We start from the raw sequence: 19,330 nt of genomic DNA on the forward strand, positions 1-19,330 counted from the left end.
AGGGATTATTATGAATATTACCATCATCACAGCTTGCCCAAGTGGCGTAGCAAACAGCATCATCGCAGCAGGCTTGTTAGAGCAAGCTTCAAAAACACTGGGTTGGAACGCCGCTATTGAATGTCAATCTAGCGTATTACCTAGCTCTCCAGTATCACAAGACACGATCGACAGCAGCGATGTTGTGGTTATTGCTGCCAACACAAACATTGATAAAGCGCGCTTTGTTGGCAAAAAAGTGTACCAAGCAGCTATCTCTGAATGCACAGCAGATGCAAAAGCATTTCTAGAGAAAGCGGTAGCCCAAGCAACGGTACTAGATGCTTCTCAAGTTGAAAGCACTGTTGAAGTGGCCGGTACTTCAGCAAACCCTTCTACAACAGCAAGTACAGGCAGCAAAAAGATCGTAGCGATTACCGCTTGCCCGACTGGTGTTGCACACACCTTTATGGCTGCTGAAGCGCTGGAAGCAGAAGGCAAACGCCTAGGTCACCAGATCAAAGTGGAAACTCGCGGCTCTGTAGGTGCGAAAAACCAACTGACAGACCAAGAAATCGCAGACGCTGATCTTGTTATCATCGCTGCCGACATCGACGTTCCTCTTGATCGTTTTAACGGCAAAGCGCTGTACAAAACGACAACAGGTCCTGCTTTGAAGAAAACAAAGCAAGAGATGGAAAAAGCATTCGCTGAAGCTAAGCCATACCAGCACACAGCGTCTTCAAATTCAGCGCCTGCTGATGAGAAGAAAGGTGTGTACAAGCACCTAATGACAGGTGTATCTCACATGCTTCCTGTGGTTGTTGCCGGTGGTTTAATCATCGCTCTGTCTTTTGTATTCGGTATCGAAGCGTTTAAAGAAGAAGGCACATTAGCAGCAGCATTGATGACTATCGGTGGTGGTTCTGCATTCGCACTGATGATTCCTGTTCTTGCTGGTTTCATTGCATTCTCTATTGCTGACCGTCCGGGTCTGGCTCCAGGTCTAATCGGCGGTATGTTGGCTAGCTCAACAGGCGCAGGTTTCCTAGGTGGTATCGCAGCGGGTTTCATTGCGGGTTACGCAGCAAAATTCATTGCCGACAAGGTTCAACTTCCACAATCCATGGAAGCCCTCAAACCAATTCTGATCATTCCGTTTATCGCGAGTTTGTTCACTGGTTTGGTCATGATTTACATCGTTGGTGGTCCAGTTTCAGGCGTGATGAGCGCAATGACAGACTTCCTAAACAACATGGGAACGTCTAATGCGATTCTTCTGGGTGTGATTCTAGGCGCAATGATGTGTTTCGATCTTGGTGGTCCAGTAAACAAAGCGGCTTACACGTTCGGTGTTGGTCTATTGGCTTCGCAAACTTACGCGCCAATGGCAGCAATCATGGCTGCTGGTATGGTTCCGGCTCTAGGTATGGGCCTTGCAACTTTCCTAGTGAAAGACAAGTTTGAAGCAGGCGAGCGCGAAGCAGGCAAAGCATCATTCGTTCTTGGCCTATGTTTCATCTCTGAAGGTGCAATTCCATTCGCAGCGAAAGATCCAATGCGTGTGATCCCAGCTTGTATGGCAGGTGGTGCACTAACTGGCGCACTATCAATGATGTTTGGTGCTCAGCTAATGGCTCCACACGGCGGTCTATTCGTACTACTGATTCCTGGTGCTATCTCTCCAGTTCTTATGTATCTAGTGGCGATTGCAGCAGGTACAGCGGTAACAGGTTTTGGTTACGCAGCTCTTAAAAAGATGAGCGATTCTAAAGTGACTGCCGAGGCTTAATCCCCCTACTCTGTTTAGCGGTTAAAGCTGACGAACAGAGGCTCTTGATAAAACAGTCCCTTTGTAAAGCAAAAGGCTCCTCAATTGAGGCTGTCTCTTATACACAAATCCCTAAGCCACGCTTGGGGATTTTTTTTGAACTATTTTTAGGTTTCATGATCTGATCATCTAAGCAATGACAAGGATGATTATCATGACCTATATAGAGCCAACCCTTTGGGCACAAAAACAGTTCGGTCAAGCCCACCTTAATGACCCTAGACGCACTCAAAGACTCGTTGCTCTCGCAGCCTCACTGGCCGAGCAACCTGGCGTACCCGTCTCGAAACTCATTATCTCCCCTGCTGAAATGGAAGGGGCTTATCGCTTCATCCGTAATGAGCAAATCAAAGCAGAAGATATCGCAGAGGCGGGTTTTTATGTCACTGCACAAGAAGCATTAGAGCAACAGACACTTCTTGCCTTAGAAGACACCACTTCTCTCAGTTACTCCCATCGCAGCATTCGAGATGAACTCGGGCACTCCAATCAAGGCAATCGACATCGCGCCATGTTCGTACACTCAACCTTACTTTTTGCTCCCGACACTCAATCTGTTATTGGTTTAATTGAACAACAGCGCTGGACTCGTGATATAGAAAAGCGAGGTCAAAGGCACCAGCATGCGACTCGACCATACAAAGAGAAAGAAAGTTATAAGTGGGAACAAGCCTCTCGCCATGTCGCTGAGCGACTTGGCGATAAAATTTCGGATGTCATTTCTGTGTGCGATAGAGAAGCCGACCTATTTGAATACCTCACTTACAAGCGAGAGCAACAACAAAGGTTCCTCGTTCGCTCAATGCAAAGCCGCTGTATTGAAGAGCATGATAATCGTCTTTATAGCTATGCCTCTACCCTGTTATCAGCCGGAGAGAAAGTGCTCGAAATACCGCAAAAAGGCGGTCGTAAAGCTCGCAAGGCTCATTTAGATATCAAATATGCCCCCGTGACACTCAAGTCTCCTGCTAACAAGAAAGAGTTCGATAACATTCCGCTTTACTACGTGGGATGTATAGAACAAGGAGAGAGTGGTAATAAGCTCGCATGGCACTTACTGACTTCAGAGCCGATAACGAGCAAGGAAGAGGCACTCAAAATCGTCAGTTATTATGAGCGGCGCTGGCTAATAGAAGATTTTCATAAAGTCTGGAAAAGTGAAGGGACTGAAGTTGAGCAACTGAGAATGCAAAGTAAGGATAACTTAGAAAGGCTCAGCGTCGTTTTGGCTTTTATCGCGACTCGGTTACTCCAATTGAGGTTTATGAATGAATCAGACGAGTTATCTAAGACCAGTTGTGAGCAGGTATTAAAAGGCAAAGCGTGGAAGTTAATGTGGCTCAAGTTGGAGAGCAAAAAACTACCGAAAGAAGCGCCTAATATATCATGGGCTTACAACGGTATTGCTCGGTTAGGTGGTTGGAAGAATACCAAGCGAACAGGTCGTGCTTCTATAAAGACGTTATGGCAAGGATGGTTTAGGTTACAAACCATCCTTGAAGGGTATGAACTCGCTAAGTCTCTTGATTAACCAGACTTGTGATCAAGAGACAGCCTCAATTGAGGAGCCTTTTTTAATGAATCACCTATACCCTCTGACCAAAACAATCCCCACGGTTACCTTTTGTTTACCTCGCCTCCTTTACTGTCCTTGATAAGAAAATTGAACAACAAGGAAAGAGCATGAAATTATTCGCTTCATTACTCACGACCATCGGTATTACTGGTGCTGTCTGGGGGCTATTACATATTCAGCCTGCGATTGCGGATGCATCGACGGAGCAGCCAATCGCTGAGTTATCAACGAACAAGTCATCAATCGACAAACAGCCAAAAAACAAGTCCGTAGAGGTCAAACAACAGACGACTGCACACTCAACGTATCTGCAAGGCTTGAGCAAGACGATTCCATTCGAGGATGTTCAAGAGTTATGGGTGGACTTCTATCAGAACCTCGAAGTCAATGACAAAGAGAGTGCACAACAACAAGTCATCGTGATCTATCAAGACATCAACTTAGATTTTAGCGAAGCGACGATCACGATAGGCTTCCCTACTCAGCAATCAAAATCAAATAAAAACAAATCCTTAATTAAAATTCTAAGTAAAGCCAAAGGCACCCTTCTGCTAGGTAAAGGCGAACATACCGAACAGGAATTAGCACAAGCTTGGGAAGGTATCGCGATATTAAAAGAAGTGGATATGGTTATAGAACATCACCAGCTGAACCAGCATGGTTTGCCAGATTCTAGTGAGTTATACGTCTATTATAAGAACAACCAGTAAAGGATTTAGTTATGAATTTCACTATGGATAGCATTGGGAATTTTCTCTCTCAAACATTCACAGAAACGAGCATCATCCTAACCGAAACTTGGGTAGATGATAATTTTCTGCTGCTTGCTCTGGCTCTGTTTATCTTTGAGCTTATCCGCTATGCCTTTAAGAAAAAGCTCAGCTGGAATATGTTGGGAGACAGCGCGACTAACTTAGTCACCTTGTTCTTCTTGTTGGTGACCCTTTTCTTTGTCGGGTTAGCCTATGTGGGCACGTTTGTTTACGCCTACGAGAATTTCAGCCTAACTCAGCTACCGATATCTGGTTGGACAATTCTGGGTTGCTTGATCTTGGCCGATCTCGCGTACTACTGGGAACACAGATTCTTGCACAGCAACGGTTTAGCTTGGGGAACGCACTCTGTTCACCATAGCTCGCCTTACTTTAATATCTCTGTCGCTTACCGATTCGGGCCTTTGGATTGGTTCTTCCCGTTCTTCTTTTATTTGCCGTTAATCCTGCTCGGATTCAATCCGTTTGTGGTGCTGATGTGTGAAACCTTTGTGCAGCTTTATCAAACGCTATTGCACACCGAAACCGTTAAGCGCCTGCCCCGCCCTGTTGAAGCGGTGTTTAATACGCCTTCACACCACAGAGTGCATCACGCGACCAACAAGCAGTATCTTGATAAGAACTATGCTGGCATCTTTATCATTTGGGATCGTATGTTCGGCACCTTCGCTAAAGAAGAGGAAGAAGTCAGATACGGTGTGTTCCCGAGAATCAACTCTGTGAACCCATTTAAGGTATATTTCCACGGCTACGTTAAACTATGCCAACAGTTATGGCATGCGCCAAATTGGAATTATCGACTACAGCTTCTTATTCAGCCGCCTATTTGGGCTTGGAAAAGAGAACGAGAAACAAAGTAAGGACACTTATGAGCATTAACGCCCTGCTGATTGAAGACGACAGCGACTTAGCAGAAGCCATTGCAGACTATATGGAACTCGACGGTTTCGAATTCGACTTTGCTTACAATGGCAGCGCAGGACTCAATCTTGCGTTAGAGGGGCGTTATGACATCATTTTGACGGACATCAACATGCCCAAAATAGACGGGCTCGATGTCTGTCAATCTCTTCGCCACCAAGGTGTCACGACACCTATCCTTATGTTAACGGCAAGGGACACATTACAAGACAAAATCGCTGGGTTCGAAGTGGGTTCGGATGACTATCTAGTGAAACCTTTTGCGATGGAAGAGCTGAAAGTACGGCTTATGGCGCTGATACGTCGCTCTCAAGGATCGGTGACGTCACTGTCTGTGGCAGATCTCAAACTGGACTTAGACAAGCACCAAGCCCTTAGAGACGGCAAGCTATTGAGGCTGTCCCCAGTCTGTTGGCGAATGCTTGTGATGTTAGTGCGAAACAGCCCTAACGTGGTGAGCAAAGCCAAGCTTGAAGAAGCATGGGAAGACGAAATGCCAAGCTCTGACAGCGTGAAAGCGCACCTGTTTAAGCTTCGACAAGTGGTTGATGCGCCCTTTGACTCAAAACTGATTCACACAGTTCATGGTATTGGTGTTGTCTTGCATGAGGAGCCATCATGAAACACGCGAACATGAATCGAGTCAGTATTAAGCGCGACATCTATCTCTATTTATTTGGAATAGTGGTGTTACTGACTGCCATCTACAGTTTGATGGTTTCACAGAGCTACCACATTGGTCTTAATGAATCGGCAAAATATGGATTCTTGTATGAATTGGAAGTCGCAGAACAACGTTACATCGAAACAGGGCAATTACCAGACTATCAAAACCCGACATTCCAAGCCTTTCTAACCTATTCGGAGCTGCCCGCTAAATTTCAACAAGCCTTTGATTGGAAAGCGTTTGATAACGACGCTATTTATGATCATTACCAGCCTTCACCTAACAATAAATCAGGGCAATACCTCTATGCCGCCAAACATCAAGTTTCTGGTAAAGACGAAGCCTTGTACATCATTTCTGAGTACGATGAAGCCATCTACTTGAATCTGTTCGAGCTCAACCCACCCGATTCCGTGAACCAAATTAACAATGCCTTCATTGCCATTGGCGCCCTTTTACTCTTGGTGTTTTTGATCATTCGCCTTTTGATACACCGAGTCACCAAACCGATTATTACGCTATCAAAATGGTCTGAATCTCTGGATGTGGACGACACTGAAGGGCTGACTCAGTTTCGGTATAAAGAGATCCATAAGTTGGCTTCGCAACTGGTTAAAAGCGTTCAAGGCGAACGACAGGCCAATGAGCGTGAGAGCTTTTTCTTAAGAGCAGCTAGCCACGAGTTAAGAACACCGATTGCCACTATTTCAGCCAGTGGCGATATGCTGGTTCGGTTATCTGAAACTATCCCTAACAGTGGCCAACGAGCGGTAGCGCGAATCCAACGTTCGGCCACCAACATGAAAGCCTTGGTAACGACTCTGTTGTGGATGAGTCGTAATAGCGAAATGGAAACCAACTATGAGCAAATCAAGCTGACTCCCCTGCTCAACAACATCATCGAAAGCCAACGTTACCTTCTCAAAAACAAAGAAGTAGAGATCCACACCAAGGTCGACCAAGGCGAACACTCCCTTCCCCGTGAGTTAACAGAAGTTGTGCTCACCAACTTGGTCCGAAATGCATTCCAACACGGTGGTAGCGGAGATATCAGAATCACACTGACAGAACATCAGTTTGAGGTAACCAATCGTTTGGAAGATGAAAACCTAGCAAACGACTCTGAACAACAGACCTCTTTTGGTATCGGCCTAGAGCTAATTGATCGCGTTTGTCAGAACCAAGGTTGGCAGTTTACTCATCAAGTTCACAACAATGAGTTCATCGTCAAAGTCATGCTATAGCGATTTTCTAAATGGTTATTGGATGGTGACCAAAAGTTTACCCTCACTTGGTTATGCTAGTCGCACAATCTAGTTAGGAGTTATTTTATGGGCACTTGGATATTAGAAACACTGTTGTGGGCTGTGGTAACGGTGGCGGTTTGTGTCGCGATTTGGGGGCTGTACTTACCTAATATATTGATCGCATTAGGTGTGTCGGTAGCGGTATCACTGTTATTGGGGAATAGCTGGAGAAGCTAGTTATTTAAGGTAGAGCATAGTTCAAAACATAAGTGAGTATTGGCACACCCGACAGCAGCAACATTTACTAAGTACGTTGATTAGGTACGTACTGTCGGGCGCGAATTAAATTAGCTGGTCAGCGTTTCTTCAAACACACCTAGCTCACGACCAAGCCATGTCGCGCGTACTGTGTGATCCAAAGTTTCTTCACCGCCCGTTACTGGGTGAATCAACACTGACATATCGCCGCGTTCTTGCTCCAACCACTCAACAATGCCTGACTCTTTGTTAGCAAAGTGAATCTCAAACATTGGCATCTTATGTGGGCCAACCAAACGCTGTATTAATGGGAAAGTCTCTAACACATCTTTACGTTCTGATAGAATTTTCTGACGCAGTGTTTCTGCCTGCTCTGCAAAGCGCAGAGGGAAATAGATATGACCGTGGTACATGGCACCATCCTTTAGAATTATGATGTCGCAAGTTTATACCTAAACCGCCTTTAATAGCTAAGTCTTAATAGATGAACTTGATTGGAGAGGGGCGATAAGAGAGAAAAGCTAGAGTCTGTTATTCGAAGTAATCAAAAACAAACTCTAGTTATGTACAGCGAGTTAATTTTGAAGCGACTAAGGCTTAAGCTTTAAAACTCCGTCAATGTCTTCTGCAGAATGGCGCTCGGGGACTTGCTCCCACTCTTCGCCAAATGAACGGTTCACTACTCGACCTCGTTGGAAACCTTCGCGCGCTTCTAGTTGCTTCGCCCAGCGCACTACGTTGGTGTAAGACTCCACTTGTAGGAACTCAGCGGCATCGTAGATTTTTCCTAGTACAAGGTTGCCATACCAAGGCCAAATTGCGATATCAGCGATGCTTAGCTCTTCTCCCGCCACAAAATCGCTATTGGCGAGTTGTTTATCTAACACGTCTAACTGACGCTTAGCTTCCATCGCAAAACGGTTAATTGGGTACTCTTGCTTTTCATCAGCGTAAGCGTAAAAGTGACCAAAACCACCACCTAGGAATGGTGCTGAACCTTGAGCCCAGAACAACCAGTTAATGGTTTGTGTTCTCGCTGCCCCTTCTTTTGGCAAGAAGTGACCAAACTTTTCAGCTAAGTGCATCAGGATAGATGCCGATTCGAAAACATTCACATCTTCAGCACCAGACTTATCAACGAGTGCCGGTATTTTGGAGTTTGGATTCACTCCAACAAAACCAGAAGAGAACTGTTCAGCTTCACCAATGTTAATCAAATACGCATCATATTCAGCTTCTTTAACACCTGCCGCAAACAACTCTTCCAGCAAGATAGTGACTTTTTGACCGTTAGGTGTACCAAGAGAATACAATTGAAAAGCATGGTCACCAACAGGAAGCTCTTTATCAAAGCGAGCGCCAGATTCAGGACTATTGATATTTGCCCACTTGTTACCACCATCAGTATCGTTAACCCAAACTTTTGGCGGTGTGTATTGTTCTGACATGATATTTCCTTATTAATATAGGGTAGCTTTAACTGATATTAGGTCACGCTCCCTTGGTTAAAACCCCTAAATACAATTTCTTTTCAAACTGTTAAGCATGGCTTATTCCAGAAAGAAATAACCTGCTTTATGAGATAGCACACGTAAAAGATAAGTGTCCAATCAAACCTAAGCCACATAACGGTTAGTACGAAACATGATTTAGTCACGACATGCCTACAGGTTAAAGAAAGCTGTGATAAAATCGGGAGATTACAATTGATAAGGATTTGGCAATGTCTTCTGATTACACTGGCTCGAGTGCAGCGTACGCTCGCCAAGAGAAAGGCTACCGTGAAAAAGCACTAAAACTGTACCCATGGGTTTGTGGTAAGTGCGCGCGTGAATTTGTTTACTCGAACTTAAGAGAGCTGACCGTCCACCACGTGGATCACGACCATACAAACAACCCTGAAGACGGAAGTAACTGGGAACTATTGTGCCTTTACTGTCACGATCATGAACACTCAAAATACACGGATCATGACCGTTATGGCGTTGATGCCAAGGCTCGTTTAGACGACCACCAATCAGCGACGCACAACCCTTTCGCCGATCTAGCGAAGTTGATGAAGAAATAAACGATTCCTTCTTTGTAAAAGCGAGTCGTTCGAATAACAAAAAACCCCAGTATGTCACCATACTGGGGTTTCTTTTATCTGCCGTCATAACCAAATAATAGAGTTAATAGAGGCCAGATCAAAAGAACCTTCCGAAGAAGGCTCCTTTTTAGAATTCTGAATTATACAGCGGCTTGTTTACGAGACTCTTCTACCTGCTTAGCGCGCTTTTTAAGCGTCAACTTATCGCGGTATGCAAACCAAACGTAAGTCACTACGACCAAGAAGAAAAGGTATGACAATGAGAAAATGAATGGCGATTGAATGATATCGTTTGAGATACCCCAAGAAACACCGATAACGGTCACTGCAATTTTTGCAAAAAAACCACACATCAATAGCATTAATGCCAACTGTGGGAAACGCGTGCTACGGAATGCCAGCCAGTAACAACTACCAACTGCTAATGCCGCAATATAGAAGCCGAATAGGAAAGAGTGAATATGGTCAGCTGCCGCTACACCACCAGAAATTGACATCAATAAAATTAAAAACAGTTTCATAATACTCGCCTCACCATAGGTTGGAAACGCATCCTTTCAAATTTGGAATCTCAGTTTGCGTACTATTTTCCCACTTTTTTTGTTCAACACAACCCCTCAAGCTGAACAAAATGTAAGCAAAGGTGCTAACAAAAACCCAAGTTAACAATCATTTAACATACTGTTTTTAATAAACCTCCGTTAACCCTTGTCTCATATGAATAAAGCGTCATTTCGATTTATTTTGTTACACAAAATTAACCTTGGAAAATATTTAAAATAATTCGTAACTCTGTGATATCCGCACGGGATACGTGGACAATCTGAAATGTGTATCGAAGAATCCCTTAAAAAATAAGCCCGCCACGCTAAAAAGAACAAAATAGAAAGGTATTGAACACAACTTACAAACCAACAAAAAACAACCCATTAACAATTTTGAGTTTATTTACCAAAAATGGAAAAAGAGATTCCAATCACATTTTTATTGGTTATAATCCGCGCTCTTTTGCGTTGTCTGTTGATAAACGCAAACTAATTTTGAAGAAACAATCACAATAACCCGTCTTTAGTTGAGTGGCTCACCACTGACCAACGACAAAACTGAGAATAAAAATGAGCAAGATTGATAAAGCATCACGTATCCTGCTAGCAGGCTTCTGTATCAACCTTTGTCTTGGCATCCTGTATGCTTGGAGTGTATTTAACAAGGCGCTAGTGACTGAAGCTGGTTGGAGTGCTGCTGAAGCATCTTCACCTTACGCTATTGCAACTATCACATTCTCTGTTTGTCTTCTTGTTGCAGGCATCCTACAAGACCGTATGGGTCCACGTAAGATCCTTATTCTTGGTACAGCGCTTACTGGCCTAGGTATGATTGCTTCTGGTTTCGCTACGACTCCTATGATGCTAAACCTAACGTTTGGCGTGATGACAGGTGCTGGTATCGGCTTCGGTTACGCATGTCTTTCTCCATCAGCAATGAAATGGTTCCATTCTTCTAAAAAAGGTATGGTTAACGGTCTAATCGCTGCAGGCTTCGGTCTTGCTGCTATTTACCTAGCACCACTAACTTCTGCGCTAATCGATAGCATGGGTATCCAAACAAGCTTTATGATTCTTGGTGTTGGTGTACTTGCAATCGCAGTACCTCTAGCGGCAACGATCAACAACCCACCAGCGGATTACACGCCAGCAGAGCCTAAAGTAAAAGAAGGCCAAGCACCTAAAGCGGTTAAGAAGACTGAAGACCTAACATGGAAAGTAATGCTGAAGACTCCTCAGTTCTACTCTCTATGGATCATGTACGCATTTGCTGCTTCTGTTGGTCTTATGATCATCGGTAACATCACTACGATTGCTAGCGTTCAAGCGAACCTACCAAACGCGGTTTACCTAGCGTCTATCCTAGCTGTATTCAACTCAGGCGGTCGTGTTGCTGCAGGTATGCTTGCAGATAAAATCGGTGGCGTACGTACTCTACTTCTAGCGTTCATCCTTCAAGGCGCGAACATGGCTCTATTCGCTACGTTCAACTCTGAATTCACACTAATCATTGGTACGGCTATCGCAGCTGTTGGTTACGGTACACTTCTAGCTGTATTCCCAACACTAACTGCAGAATTCTACGGCCTGAAAAACTACGGTACTAACTACGGCGTGCTTTACACGGCATGGGGTATTGGTGGCGCTATCGGTGCTGCGGTTGTTGGTTACTCAATGACGAATGGCGAAGGTTACGGCCTAGCTTACACAATCTCTGCTGCTATGATGGCCGTGTGTATTGTTCTAGCTATCGTGACTAAGCCAATCTCAGAAGCGAAAGCAACTGAACTTAAGCAAGCAAGCGCTTAATTCAGTTCTCGATTGATTAAAAATAGAAAGAGCTTAACCTTAGGGTTAGGCTCTTTTTGTATCAAGCGACTAATCCATTGACGATAGAAACCACTTCTCAGCTCTCCCCTACTTATTATCTCGACAACTTCAATCGACTGATTGAACACGCTCAAACACTCTATCCTGATCTGCTGAGTGACGATGAATGCCATTGGTTGTCTGAATACAAACGTCTTTCCGTTTCAAGCCAGTGTCTAATGATTCGTTTGCTTTCTCGCAAGGGCTGCTGGTTTCGAAGTGATAAGCTCAACTATGCTGAAATTCCAGACCTGAAAAGCGCACTACAAGAGCTAAACACATCGAACTTCATTGCGTTAAGTCACCCTACCGAACAACATAACCTTGTCATTAGTGATCTCGAATTAGGATTGCATCTACTGACTAAACCAGAGCTGTTCAGCGCATTCCCATTTCTTATGAACAATCAGACAGCGAAGAAAGACGAACTCTTGGCTTTGCTCGAACACCAACCTTTTGACCAGTTCCAAAACTTGTCATTCGATTGTATTTACGTTGTCGAATCTGAAGTTATTGATGTCTTGCTACTACTGTTCTTTGCCAATACTTATCAAGACCTAAGCCAATTCGTTCTTAGCGATCTTGGACTCAACACCTTCGAAAATTACCCGTTAAGCAAACAGCGTCGTTTCTTCACCTCTAGAGAACAGCTCAATCAACTGCTCCAGATACGTGATATTCAACGCTTGTATTCAGAAGGGGACCGCAAAGACGGTAAGTTTCTTGAGCAGCTTTTAAACTCGATTCCTGAAGAATCAGAGCACAGAAGCATTGCCAGAAAACGATCGCGTTTGATCAATGATATCGCTCGCGATCTAGAAAGGCTCAACCAAAACGATCAAGCTGTCTTTTGGTTCAAACAATCCGTACTTCCCCCAAGCAGAGAACGACTTGCACGCATCTATGACAAGCAAGATGAGCTAAACTTAATGTGTGACATTGTCACGAAAATGAAAGCGAATCCATCAGATGTATCAGAGCTGGAAGTCGCGGCTAAGCTTGAGCAAAGGTTATTACGCAAGCAAATGTTATCTACAAAGAAGGGCCACAAAGTTTCTCGAACCATAAAACCGAACTGCAAAGAAATAAAACTGGAATTAGACCTCAGCCAAACGCGAGTTGAACTTGCGGTGAAGCAACACTTGGAAAACCAAGGTTGGGAAGTCTACTTTTCAGAGAACAGTTTTTTATGTGGATTGTTTGGCTTAGCCTTTTGGGAAGTGATTTTCGCAGACGTTGAGAGTGCATTTATTAATCGTTACCAACATCGCCCTCTGGATATGTACCATTCAGACTTCATAGACAACCGAGCTGAACAGATCCAGGCTGTGTTTCAAACCATATCCGAGCAAGGACTAAACCAATTGCTTGATATCTACGACCAGAAATATGGTATCGCAAATCCATTCGTTCATTGGAACCATTTCCCTAAAGCACTCATTGAGCACAGCATAGAGGCTATTCCGAACGCCTTAATCGTCGAGCTATTCAAAGTGATATTGAGTGATCTAAAGCTATTTAGAAATGGGATGCCGGATTTGATTGCCTTCAAGGACGATGAATTTCATTGGATTGAGGTCAAAGGACCCGGCGATAAATTGCAAGATAACCAGTGGCGATGGATCAAAGAGTTCGAGCGATTATCTGTTCCATTCTCGGTTTGCTACGTCAATCATTAGATAGTTGCCTAGCTCTAATCTCTAGTCTCTAATCTCTAATCTCTAATCTCTAGTCTCTAGTCTCTAGTCTCTAGTCTCTAGTCTCTAGTAAATAACTTACATCAATATCTTATCTATAAAATAGTCAGAACATGAGCTTTTTCAATCATTTTCGATATAATTAGAGAAAATGCCTAATCTTTAATACGTATGAATTTGAAAAAACTCTTCATTTTAGCTTTTGTTAGCGTCTTCTCAGGTTGTGCCGTCTACGCGGGGTTGAACTTCGATCAGCTCTTTGGTGAACAACAAGTCCGTGATCGCCAAACGCCTATTCTTTCATCTCAAGCACAGCATTTCATTGACGAAGTAAAGCCTATCATTGATAGCCGCTGTGTTGTTTGCCACGCTTGTTATGATGCACCTTGCCAGCTAAAAATGTCTTCAGTTGAAGGTATCGACCGAGGGGCGAGTAAGGCACTCGTTTATCAAGGCACCCGTTTAACCGCCTCAGCCCCTACCCGCCTGTTTGAAGACGCGATAACCACACAAGAGTGGCGTGATGCGGATTTTCATCCAGTGCTAAACGAACGTATGCAGAATTCAACGGCTAACCTTGATGCTGGGCTTGTTTCTCGTATGTTGATGCAAAAAGAAAACCACCCTCTTCCAGATCAAACGCAACTTGAAGGCTTCGACTTTTCAACCGATCGCGACCAACAGTGTCCGACCATTGAAGAGTACGCTCAATACGAAAGAGATTACCCGACGTGGGGAATGCCTTATGGAATGCCGAACTTAGATAAAACGGAATACGCGACTTTAATGAGTTGGTTGGAAAACGGCGCGTTAATGAATGACCATATTCCACTGAATGATGCGGAACAAGAGCTCGTTGATATCTACGAGGGCTTTCTCAACAAGAGTGACAATAAAAGCCAACTTTCAGCACGTTATATCTATGAACATCTGTTTCTATCACACCTCTATTTCTCTGATTTAGCTCAGCCAACACGCTTCTTCACCTTGGTTCGTTCTGCGACGCCTCCTGGTGAAGCGGTTCAACGCATCACCAGTCGTCGACCTTACGACGATCCAAAAGTGGATCGGGTTTATTATCGCCTGATTCCAGAGCAAGGCACCATCGTCCACAAAACACACATGCCTTTCGCATTAAATGAAGAACGCCTGAACAATTGGAACACATGGTTTGTGGATGCTCGTTACGCTGTCAAACAACTTCCTAGCTACGCGATTGACGTCGCGGCGAATCCAATGACTTCGTTTGAAGCACTTCCGGTGAACTCGCGCTTCCATTTCATGCTGGACAATGCACAAAACACCATCATGGCCTTTATCAAGGGGCCGGTGTGTCGCGGGCAGCTCGCACTCAACGTGATCAATGATAGGTTCTGGGTACTATTCATCGATCCTGATAAAGCAGATCTGCCTGAAATTAATCAGTTTTATGCCAACCAGAAGCAAAACCTAAAGCTGCCTAGTGAACTAGAAAGCAACACTGTCCCTGTCACAAGCTGGGTGAGCTACGCGAAGCAACAAGCTCGATACCTTAATGCAAAATCAGACTTCACCAATCAATGGTTTGATAGCGGCGTAAATCTAGACACAGATATCATTTGGGATGGCAATGGCACGAACCCTAATGCCGCGCTTACTATCTTTAGACACTTTGATAGCGCTTCAGTTGTTCAAGGTTTAGTTGGCCCACAACCCAAGACAGCGTGGATTCTTGATTACGCCCTTCTAGAACGTATCCATTACCTTCTCGTTGCTGGTTTTGATGTCTACGGTAACTTCGGCCACCAACTGATTACCCGTATGTTTATGGATTTCTTGCGTCTTGAGGGTGAGAGTAACTTCTTGACCCTTCTTCCAAAAGACGTACGACACATTGAACACTCAAGTTGGTATGAAAACCAAAGCTCACAGTTGAGCGACTACTTGCAGCGTAATATTGCACCTTTTGACCAGCCAACCAACGTGATATACAAAACGACAAACCCTAAGCGTGAACTGCTTAATATGATCAAAGATAAGCTCGCGCCGATCCTCGATAATCGCTTTGATATTGTCGAAACAGGTTTTAGTCGGAAAAACGAAGCTCTGCTCAAACAAGTGAATTTGATTAAGGGAGTTGGTCTGCGTCATGTGCCTCAATTAGTGACGATCATGATTGAAAGCGAGAACGGCGATGAGCAGCTGTTCACTATGATTCACAATAACGCTCACAGCAACATTTCAAGCCTGTTCAATGAAGAGGGTAATCGAGATTACGCCAATGACGACTTAACACTGGTACGTGGGGTTATAGGTAGCTACCCTGCCGCTTATCTGTCATTAACTGAGCGCGATATACCGACTCTGGTTAAAGCACTGCAAAGCTTGGACACAGAAAAAGATTACGTCGCGTTACTGGATAAGTTTGCAGTACGACGCAGTTCGCCTGAGTTCTGGCCATTCAGCGACCGAGTTCACCGTTGGTATCAACAAGATCAACCGATTGAGTTTGGTTTATTGGATTACAACCGCTTTGAGAATAGATAGTAAAAATAGATAGCGAGTAAACGGTATACCTTAATTCTAGCTTTTGAGCATTGAGTAAATTTCTTCGAACGTCGGTTATATTGCCTTGAACGTCGGCCATGCCACCTTAATCGTCGGTCATATTGCTTGAAATCTTGATAAGCCTTTCTTAAAGAACCATTGGTACACATGCTATAAAAAATCCTCTGACGAATAGTCGTTCAGAGGATTTTTTATTTGGCTTGCAGATTAGGTATAAGCTTAAAACAGGCTCACATCGTTAAACTGAAACATAGGGCACAAGTGCCTTCAACGAGTCTTTAACTAGTTCCGATAAAGCTTGGTCGTTATCTCGATACTGCAATAATGGTTCTTCGCTTGCTTCAATGCTCTGACACAAGCTGTACAGTGCTGATAGACCCAAACTACCCGCTGACCCTTTAAGTTTGTGCGCCAAGGACTTCACTTCTCGTCCATCATCCGCTTGACTCGCCTCAGCTAATTCATTCAAGGTCAGGTCACTGCTTTCATCAAACAGCGCCACGATCTGTTTCATTTTCTCTAATCCAAGAATCGACAGATCACCCTCTATCACTTTGGAATCAATCAATTTCACCGGAGCATCTCCTCTGTCTTGGGAATCAGTTGTATCATATTTAGCATCAATGGTAGCCGTGTGATTAGCCAATACATCTGCCATCAGTGTGGCGTTCCGTTCATCACTGTTACTCTCAATTACGCGTTTATAGTTTTGTTTGCAAACAGCATCATTCGGATCAGGCTGTGGCAACAACAGTGCTTTACCATCGAGTTGAGTAACGATAAGCTGAGAAAGAGCCTCTTTCTCCAACGGCTTAGGCAAGAAACCATCGAACCCTGATGCTAAATAGCTTTCGACTTCTTCATTGAATACATGCGCCGACACCGCCACCATAGGTGGTATATTTAGCGGCTCAGCCGTGGACGTTTGTTCTAGAATCGCTTTTAACTGTTGAATCAGCTCTATGCCATCACAATCGGGTAGGTTGATGTCTACCAGCGCAATATCAAACGCCAGCTCACTGAATATAGCTCTGGCCTCTTCTCCTGTTGTCGCCATCACAACGTCATGGCCTAGGTTATTCAGAAATCCTTCAGCAACAATGCAGTTAACAGGGTTATCTTCAATCAACAATACTTTGGCACGGATACAAGCTTCAATAGTCGGTGCTTTCGTTTCAATCTTCTCACCCGCGAACAAAGGTACTGAGAACCAGAATTGGCTACCTTCACCTTCTTCGGAATGAACACCAATATCACCGTTCATTGCTTGCATGATACTTTTGCTGATCGCTAGCCCTAGCCCAGTGCCGCCAGTTTTATTGCGACCACTACCGGTTTGGGTGAATGCATCAAACAAACAAGCTTGCTCTTTGCCATCAATGCCAACCCCCGAGTCTGACACTTCAAACATCACTCGATTTTCATCTTCTATATCTAAGCTGATAAAGATATCGACTGAGCCTGTTTCAGTAAACTTAATCGCATTGCCAACCAGATTGTTCAAAATTTGGCTGATTCGTGTTACATCACCACGCCAATAACGTTGTACGTTACTTTCAATATGGAAATCGAAATTAAGTTTCTTCTCAGCAGCACGTCCCTCCATTAGTTGGTAGGTATCTTTAACCATTTGGTAGAGATCAAACGAAGCCGTGCGTATTTCTAAATGCCCCGCTTCTATCTTTGAATAATCAAGTACATCATTCAAAATGGCGAGAAGATTCTTGCCGCTGCGGTTAATGATATCGGCATAACCCGATTGCAAAGGATCTAGCCCAGTATCTTTAAGTAATCGAGCCGTACCTAACACACCATTCATCGGTGTTCGTATTTCATGGCTCATCGTCGCGAGGAAGGCGGACTTAGCCCGGCTTGCTTGTTCTGCGGCATTACGAGCCTTAGCGTGATTTTCCACCTCGACATTCAACTTCTCATTGGTTTTTTGCAGTTGATAAGTTCGGTCGGTGACCAATTCTTCTAAGTGCTCTTTATGTTCTTCGAGCTCACGTTTCGCCTTCGCTTCTCCAACGGCAACCACTTGTAGCGCCTGTGCCGTGTTTCTCGCTGTAATAATAGCCTCACCCATATGCGCCAGTTCATCATTACCTTTAACCGAGATATCGATATTCAGGCGCCCCTGAGCGATAGACATCAAAGCTGAAGAGTATTCAGTAAGACGTTTAACCACCGAGATATAAACAACTCGCCACACAATAACGGCAACGATAACCAAGCCAATAACCGAAATCACCGACAACGACCATTGAGCTAGATTCAGCGTGCTAGTCAGCTCATCAACCGCTTTTTTGGTACTTAGATTCGAATCGTCGATCAATTGGTTAACCGTTGTATTCAGTTGCGAAAACAGCTCCAGCGTATTTTGCATCAGAAATTCAGATTTTTTGGTGTTCTCATATTGTTCTAACGATATATCGAACACGACTTGGCGTTTTCTTAATTCTTCAAGAAGCTGAGACATCTGCGCTGAACGAGTCGGGTCTTCGACCGCTTTCACACGGCGCGCCATAATTCTTAGATTAGATTCAAACTCAGATTGGATTTGATGAATACGTTCAACGTTAGTGACAGTCTGCGTTTCTTCAATTTGATTAAGCATTTTGTACGCCAACAAATGTAATTCATGCAAGCGTTCAGACAAATCAAGGTCTACCTCAACAAGCGCATCTAAGGCTTGGTAGGCTTTATCAGTTTGCTTGGTTTCTAATAGATCATAAATGTGTGTAACGTTGGCAACTGCGATGGTGGCCGTGTTCAACACTTGGGTTCGGGTTAGCTGTTCTAGCTCTTCCGCAAGTAGACGCATCTCTTCAACACGAGAAGACAGTTCCTTGTTTAACCAAAGCTTACGTTCAACTGACACGCCCAACTCAGCCAGTGTATTAATAACACTTTGGACATTGTTTTCGAGTTTATTAAGAAGTTGGGAATCAAAACTGTCGACGCCAAGTTCTTTGATATGCTGAAGAAGCGACTCAAGTTGACCGAACAACATAGTGCCCGCTTCTTTTCTTTCTGCTTCATTTCTCGCATTAGAAAGCGTTTGTACCGACGAAATAATACGGTTACTCAACTCAGATACTTGACGAGCTTCGATCATGGCAGGAAGAGCAGAATCGACGACGTTTCTTTCAGTCTTTGCTACAAAGCTAAAACCAGAAACACCGATCAATGCAGACAATAAAACCAACAGGGCCATCACTAAGAATGAGGCCAGTAGCTTGCGTCCAATACACGCTGAAGCTAACAACATAAACTCTAAACCTTAAAACGTTCTTCTTTACCCATGCAGAATACGCTATATTTTGCAGTG

Annotated in this window: 15 protein-coding genes; 11 read left to right on the top strand and 4 right to left on the bottom strand. The window is 44.1% G+C overall.

Annotated elements, in window-relative coordinates; translation table 11 throughout:
- The first annotated feature begins 10 nt into the window (after positions 1-10).
- The 7 genes from fruA to OCV30_RS21815 all read left to right on the top strand — a co-directional run bounded on the left by fruA (position 11) and on the right by OCV30_RS21815 (position 7,231).
- Positions 11-1,771 carry a PTS fructose transporter subunit IIBC gene (gene fruA / locus OCV30_RS21785; RefSeq protein WP_065679439.1) on the top strand — a complete coding sequence of 587 codons (1,761 nt, stop codon included), beginning with the start codon at positions 11-13 and terminating at the stop codon, positions 1,769-1,771.
- A 193-nt stretch (positions 1,772-1,964) separates the two neighbouring features.
- A complete protein-coding gene (locus OCV30_RS21790; protein WP_102305277.1) occupies positions 1,965-3,341 on the top strand; it encodes an IS4 family transposase in 1,377 nt (458 codons plus the stop codon).
- A gap of 152 nt (positions 3,342-3,493) precedes the next feature.
- Positions 3,494-4,096, top strand: a complete 603-nt coding sequence (locus tag OCV30_RS21795) for a hypothetical protein (RefSeq protein WP_065680097.1) — start codon at positions 3,494-3,496, stop codon at positions 4,094-4,096.
- Positions 4,097-4,107: 11 nt separating this feature from the next.
- On the top strand, positions 4,108-5,019 hold the full coding sequence (locus tag OCV30_RS21800; RefSeq protein ID WP_065680098.1) for a sterol desaturase family protein: 912 nt from the start codon (positions 4,108-4,110) through the stop codon (positions 5,017-5,019).
- 8 nt (positions 5,020-5,027) lie between these two features.
- Complete coding sequence (locus OCV30_RS21805) at positions 5,028-5,702, top strand: response regulator transcription factor (RefSeq protein ID WP_065680099.1); 675 nt, start codon at positions 5,028-5,030, stop codon at positions 5,700-5,702.
- Positions 5,699-6,991, top strand: coding sequence for a sensor histidine kinase (locus OCV30_RS21810; protein ID WP_083994633.1), 1,293 nt, complete (start codon positions 5,699-5,701; stop codon positions 6,989-6,991). The genes OCV30_RS21805 and OCV30_RS21810 overlap by 4 nt, the downstream gene beginning before the upstream one ends.
- Positions 6,992-7,078: 87 nt before the next feature.
- Positions 7,079-7,231 carry a hypothetical protein gene (locus OCV30_RS21815; RefSeq protein ID WP_009844874.1) on the top strand — a complete coding sequence of 51 codons (153 nt, stop codon included), beginning with the start codon at positions 7,079-7,081 and terminating at the stop codon, positions 7,229-7,231.
- 110 nt (positions 7,232-7,341) lie between these two features.
- On the opposite strand, the gene OCV30_RS21820 is transcribed toward OCV30_RS21815, so the two are convergent.
- Positions 7,342-7,665, bottom strand: a complete 324-nt coding sequence (locus OCV30_RS21820) for a DOPA 4,5-dioxygenase family protein (protein WP_012600903.1) — start codon at positions 7,663-7,665, stop codon at positions 7,342-7,344.
- Positions 7,666-7,842: 177 nt separating this feature from the next.
- Positions 7,843-8,700 carry a glutathione-dependent disulfide-bond oxidoreductase gene (gene yghU, locus OCV30_RS21825; protein WP_065680100.1) on the bottom strand — a complete coding sequence of 286 codons (858 nt, stop codon included), beginning with the start codon at positions 8,698-8,700 and terminating at the stop codon, positions 7,843-7,845.
- Positions 8,701-8,975: 275 nt separating this feature from the next.
- Here yghU and OCV30_RS21830 point away from each other — a divergent pair, with 275 nt between their 5' ends.
- On the top strand, positions 8,976-9,320 hold the full coding sequence (locus OCV30_RS21830) for a YajD family HNH nuclease (RefSeq protein WP_004730279.1): 345 nt from the start codon (positions 8,976-8,978) through the stop codon (positions 9,318-9,320).
- A gap of 161 nt (positions 9,321-9,481) precedes the next feature.
- Here the strand turns inward: OCV30_RS21830 and OCV30_RS21835 are convergent, their stop codons facing one another.
- Positions 9,482-9,862 carry a hypothetical protein gene (locus OCV30_RS21835; RefSeq protein ID WP_012600906.1) on the bottom strand — a complete coding sequence of 127 codons (381 nt, stop codon included), beginning with the start codon at positions 9,860-9,862 and terminating at the stop codon, positions 9,482-9,484.
- 594 nt (positions 9,863-10,456) lie between these two features.
- On the opposite strand from OCV30_RS21835, the gene OCV30_RS21840 reads away from it, so the two are divergent.
- From OCV30_RS21840 to OCV30_RS21850, 3 genes are all read left to right on the top strand, one after another.
- The gene (locus OCV30_RS21840; RefSeq protein ID WP_009844864.1) at positions 10,457-11,695 is read left to right on the top strand and encodes an L-lactate MFS transporter; all 1,239 of its coding nucleotides are present in this window, start codon (positions 10,457-10,459) and stop codon (positions 11,693-11,695) included.
- 56 nt (positions 11,696-11,751) lie between these two features.
- Complete coding sequence (locus tag OCV30_RS21845; protein WP_065680101.1) at positions 11,752-13,434, top strand: VRR-NUC domain-containing protein; 1,683 nt, start codon at positions 11,752-11,754, stop codon at positions 13,432-13,434.
- Positions 13,435-13,623: 189 nt separating this feature from the next.
- Positions 13,624-15,978, top strand: a complete 2,355-nt coding sequence (locus OCV30_RS21850) for a fatty acid cis/trans isomerase (protein WP_065680102.1) — start codon at positions 13,624-13,626, stop codon at positions 15,976-15,978.
- A 259-nt stretch (positions 15,979-16,237) separates the two neighbouring features.
- On the opposite strand, the gene torS is transcribed toward OCV30_RS21850, so the two are convergent.
- A complete protein-coding gene (gene torS, locus OCV30_RS21855; protein ID WP_065680103.1) occupies positions 16,238-19,270 on the bottom strand; it encodes a TMAO reductase system sensor histidine kinase/response regulator TorS in 3,033 nt (1,010 codons plus the stop codon).
- Between the last annotated feature and the right edge of the window lie 60 nt (positions 19,271-19,330).

Origin of the sequence: Vibrio atlanticus (assembly GCF_024347315.1) — a bacterium.
In the GTDB taxonomy this organism is placed as follows: Bacteria; Pseudomonadota; Gammaproteobacteria; order Enterobacterales; family Vibrionaceae; genus Vibrio; species Vibrio atlanticus.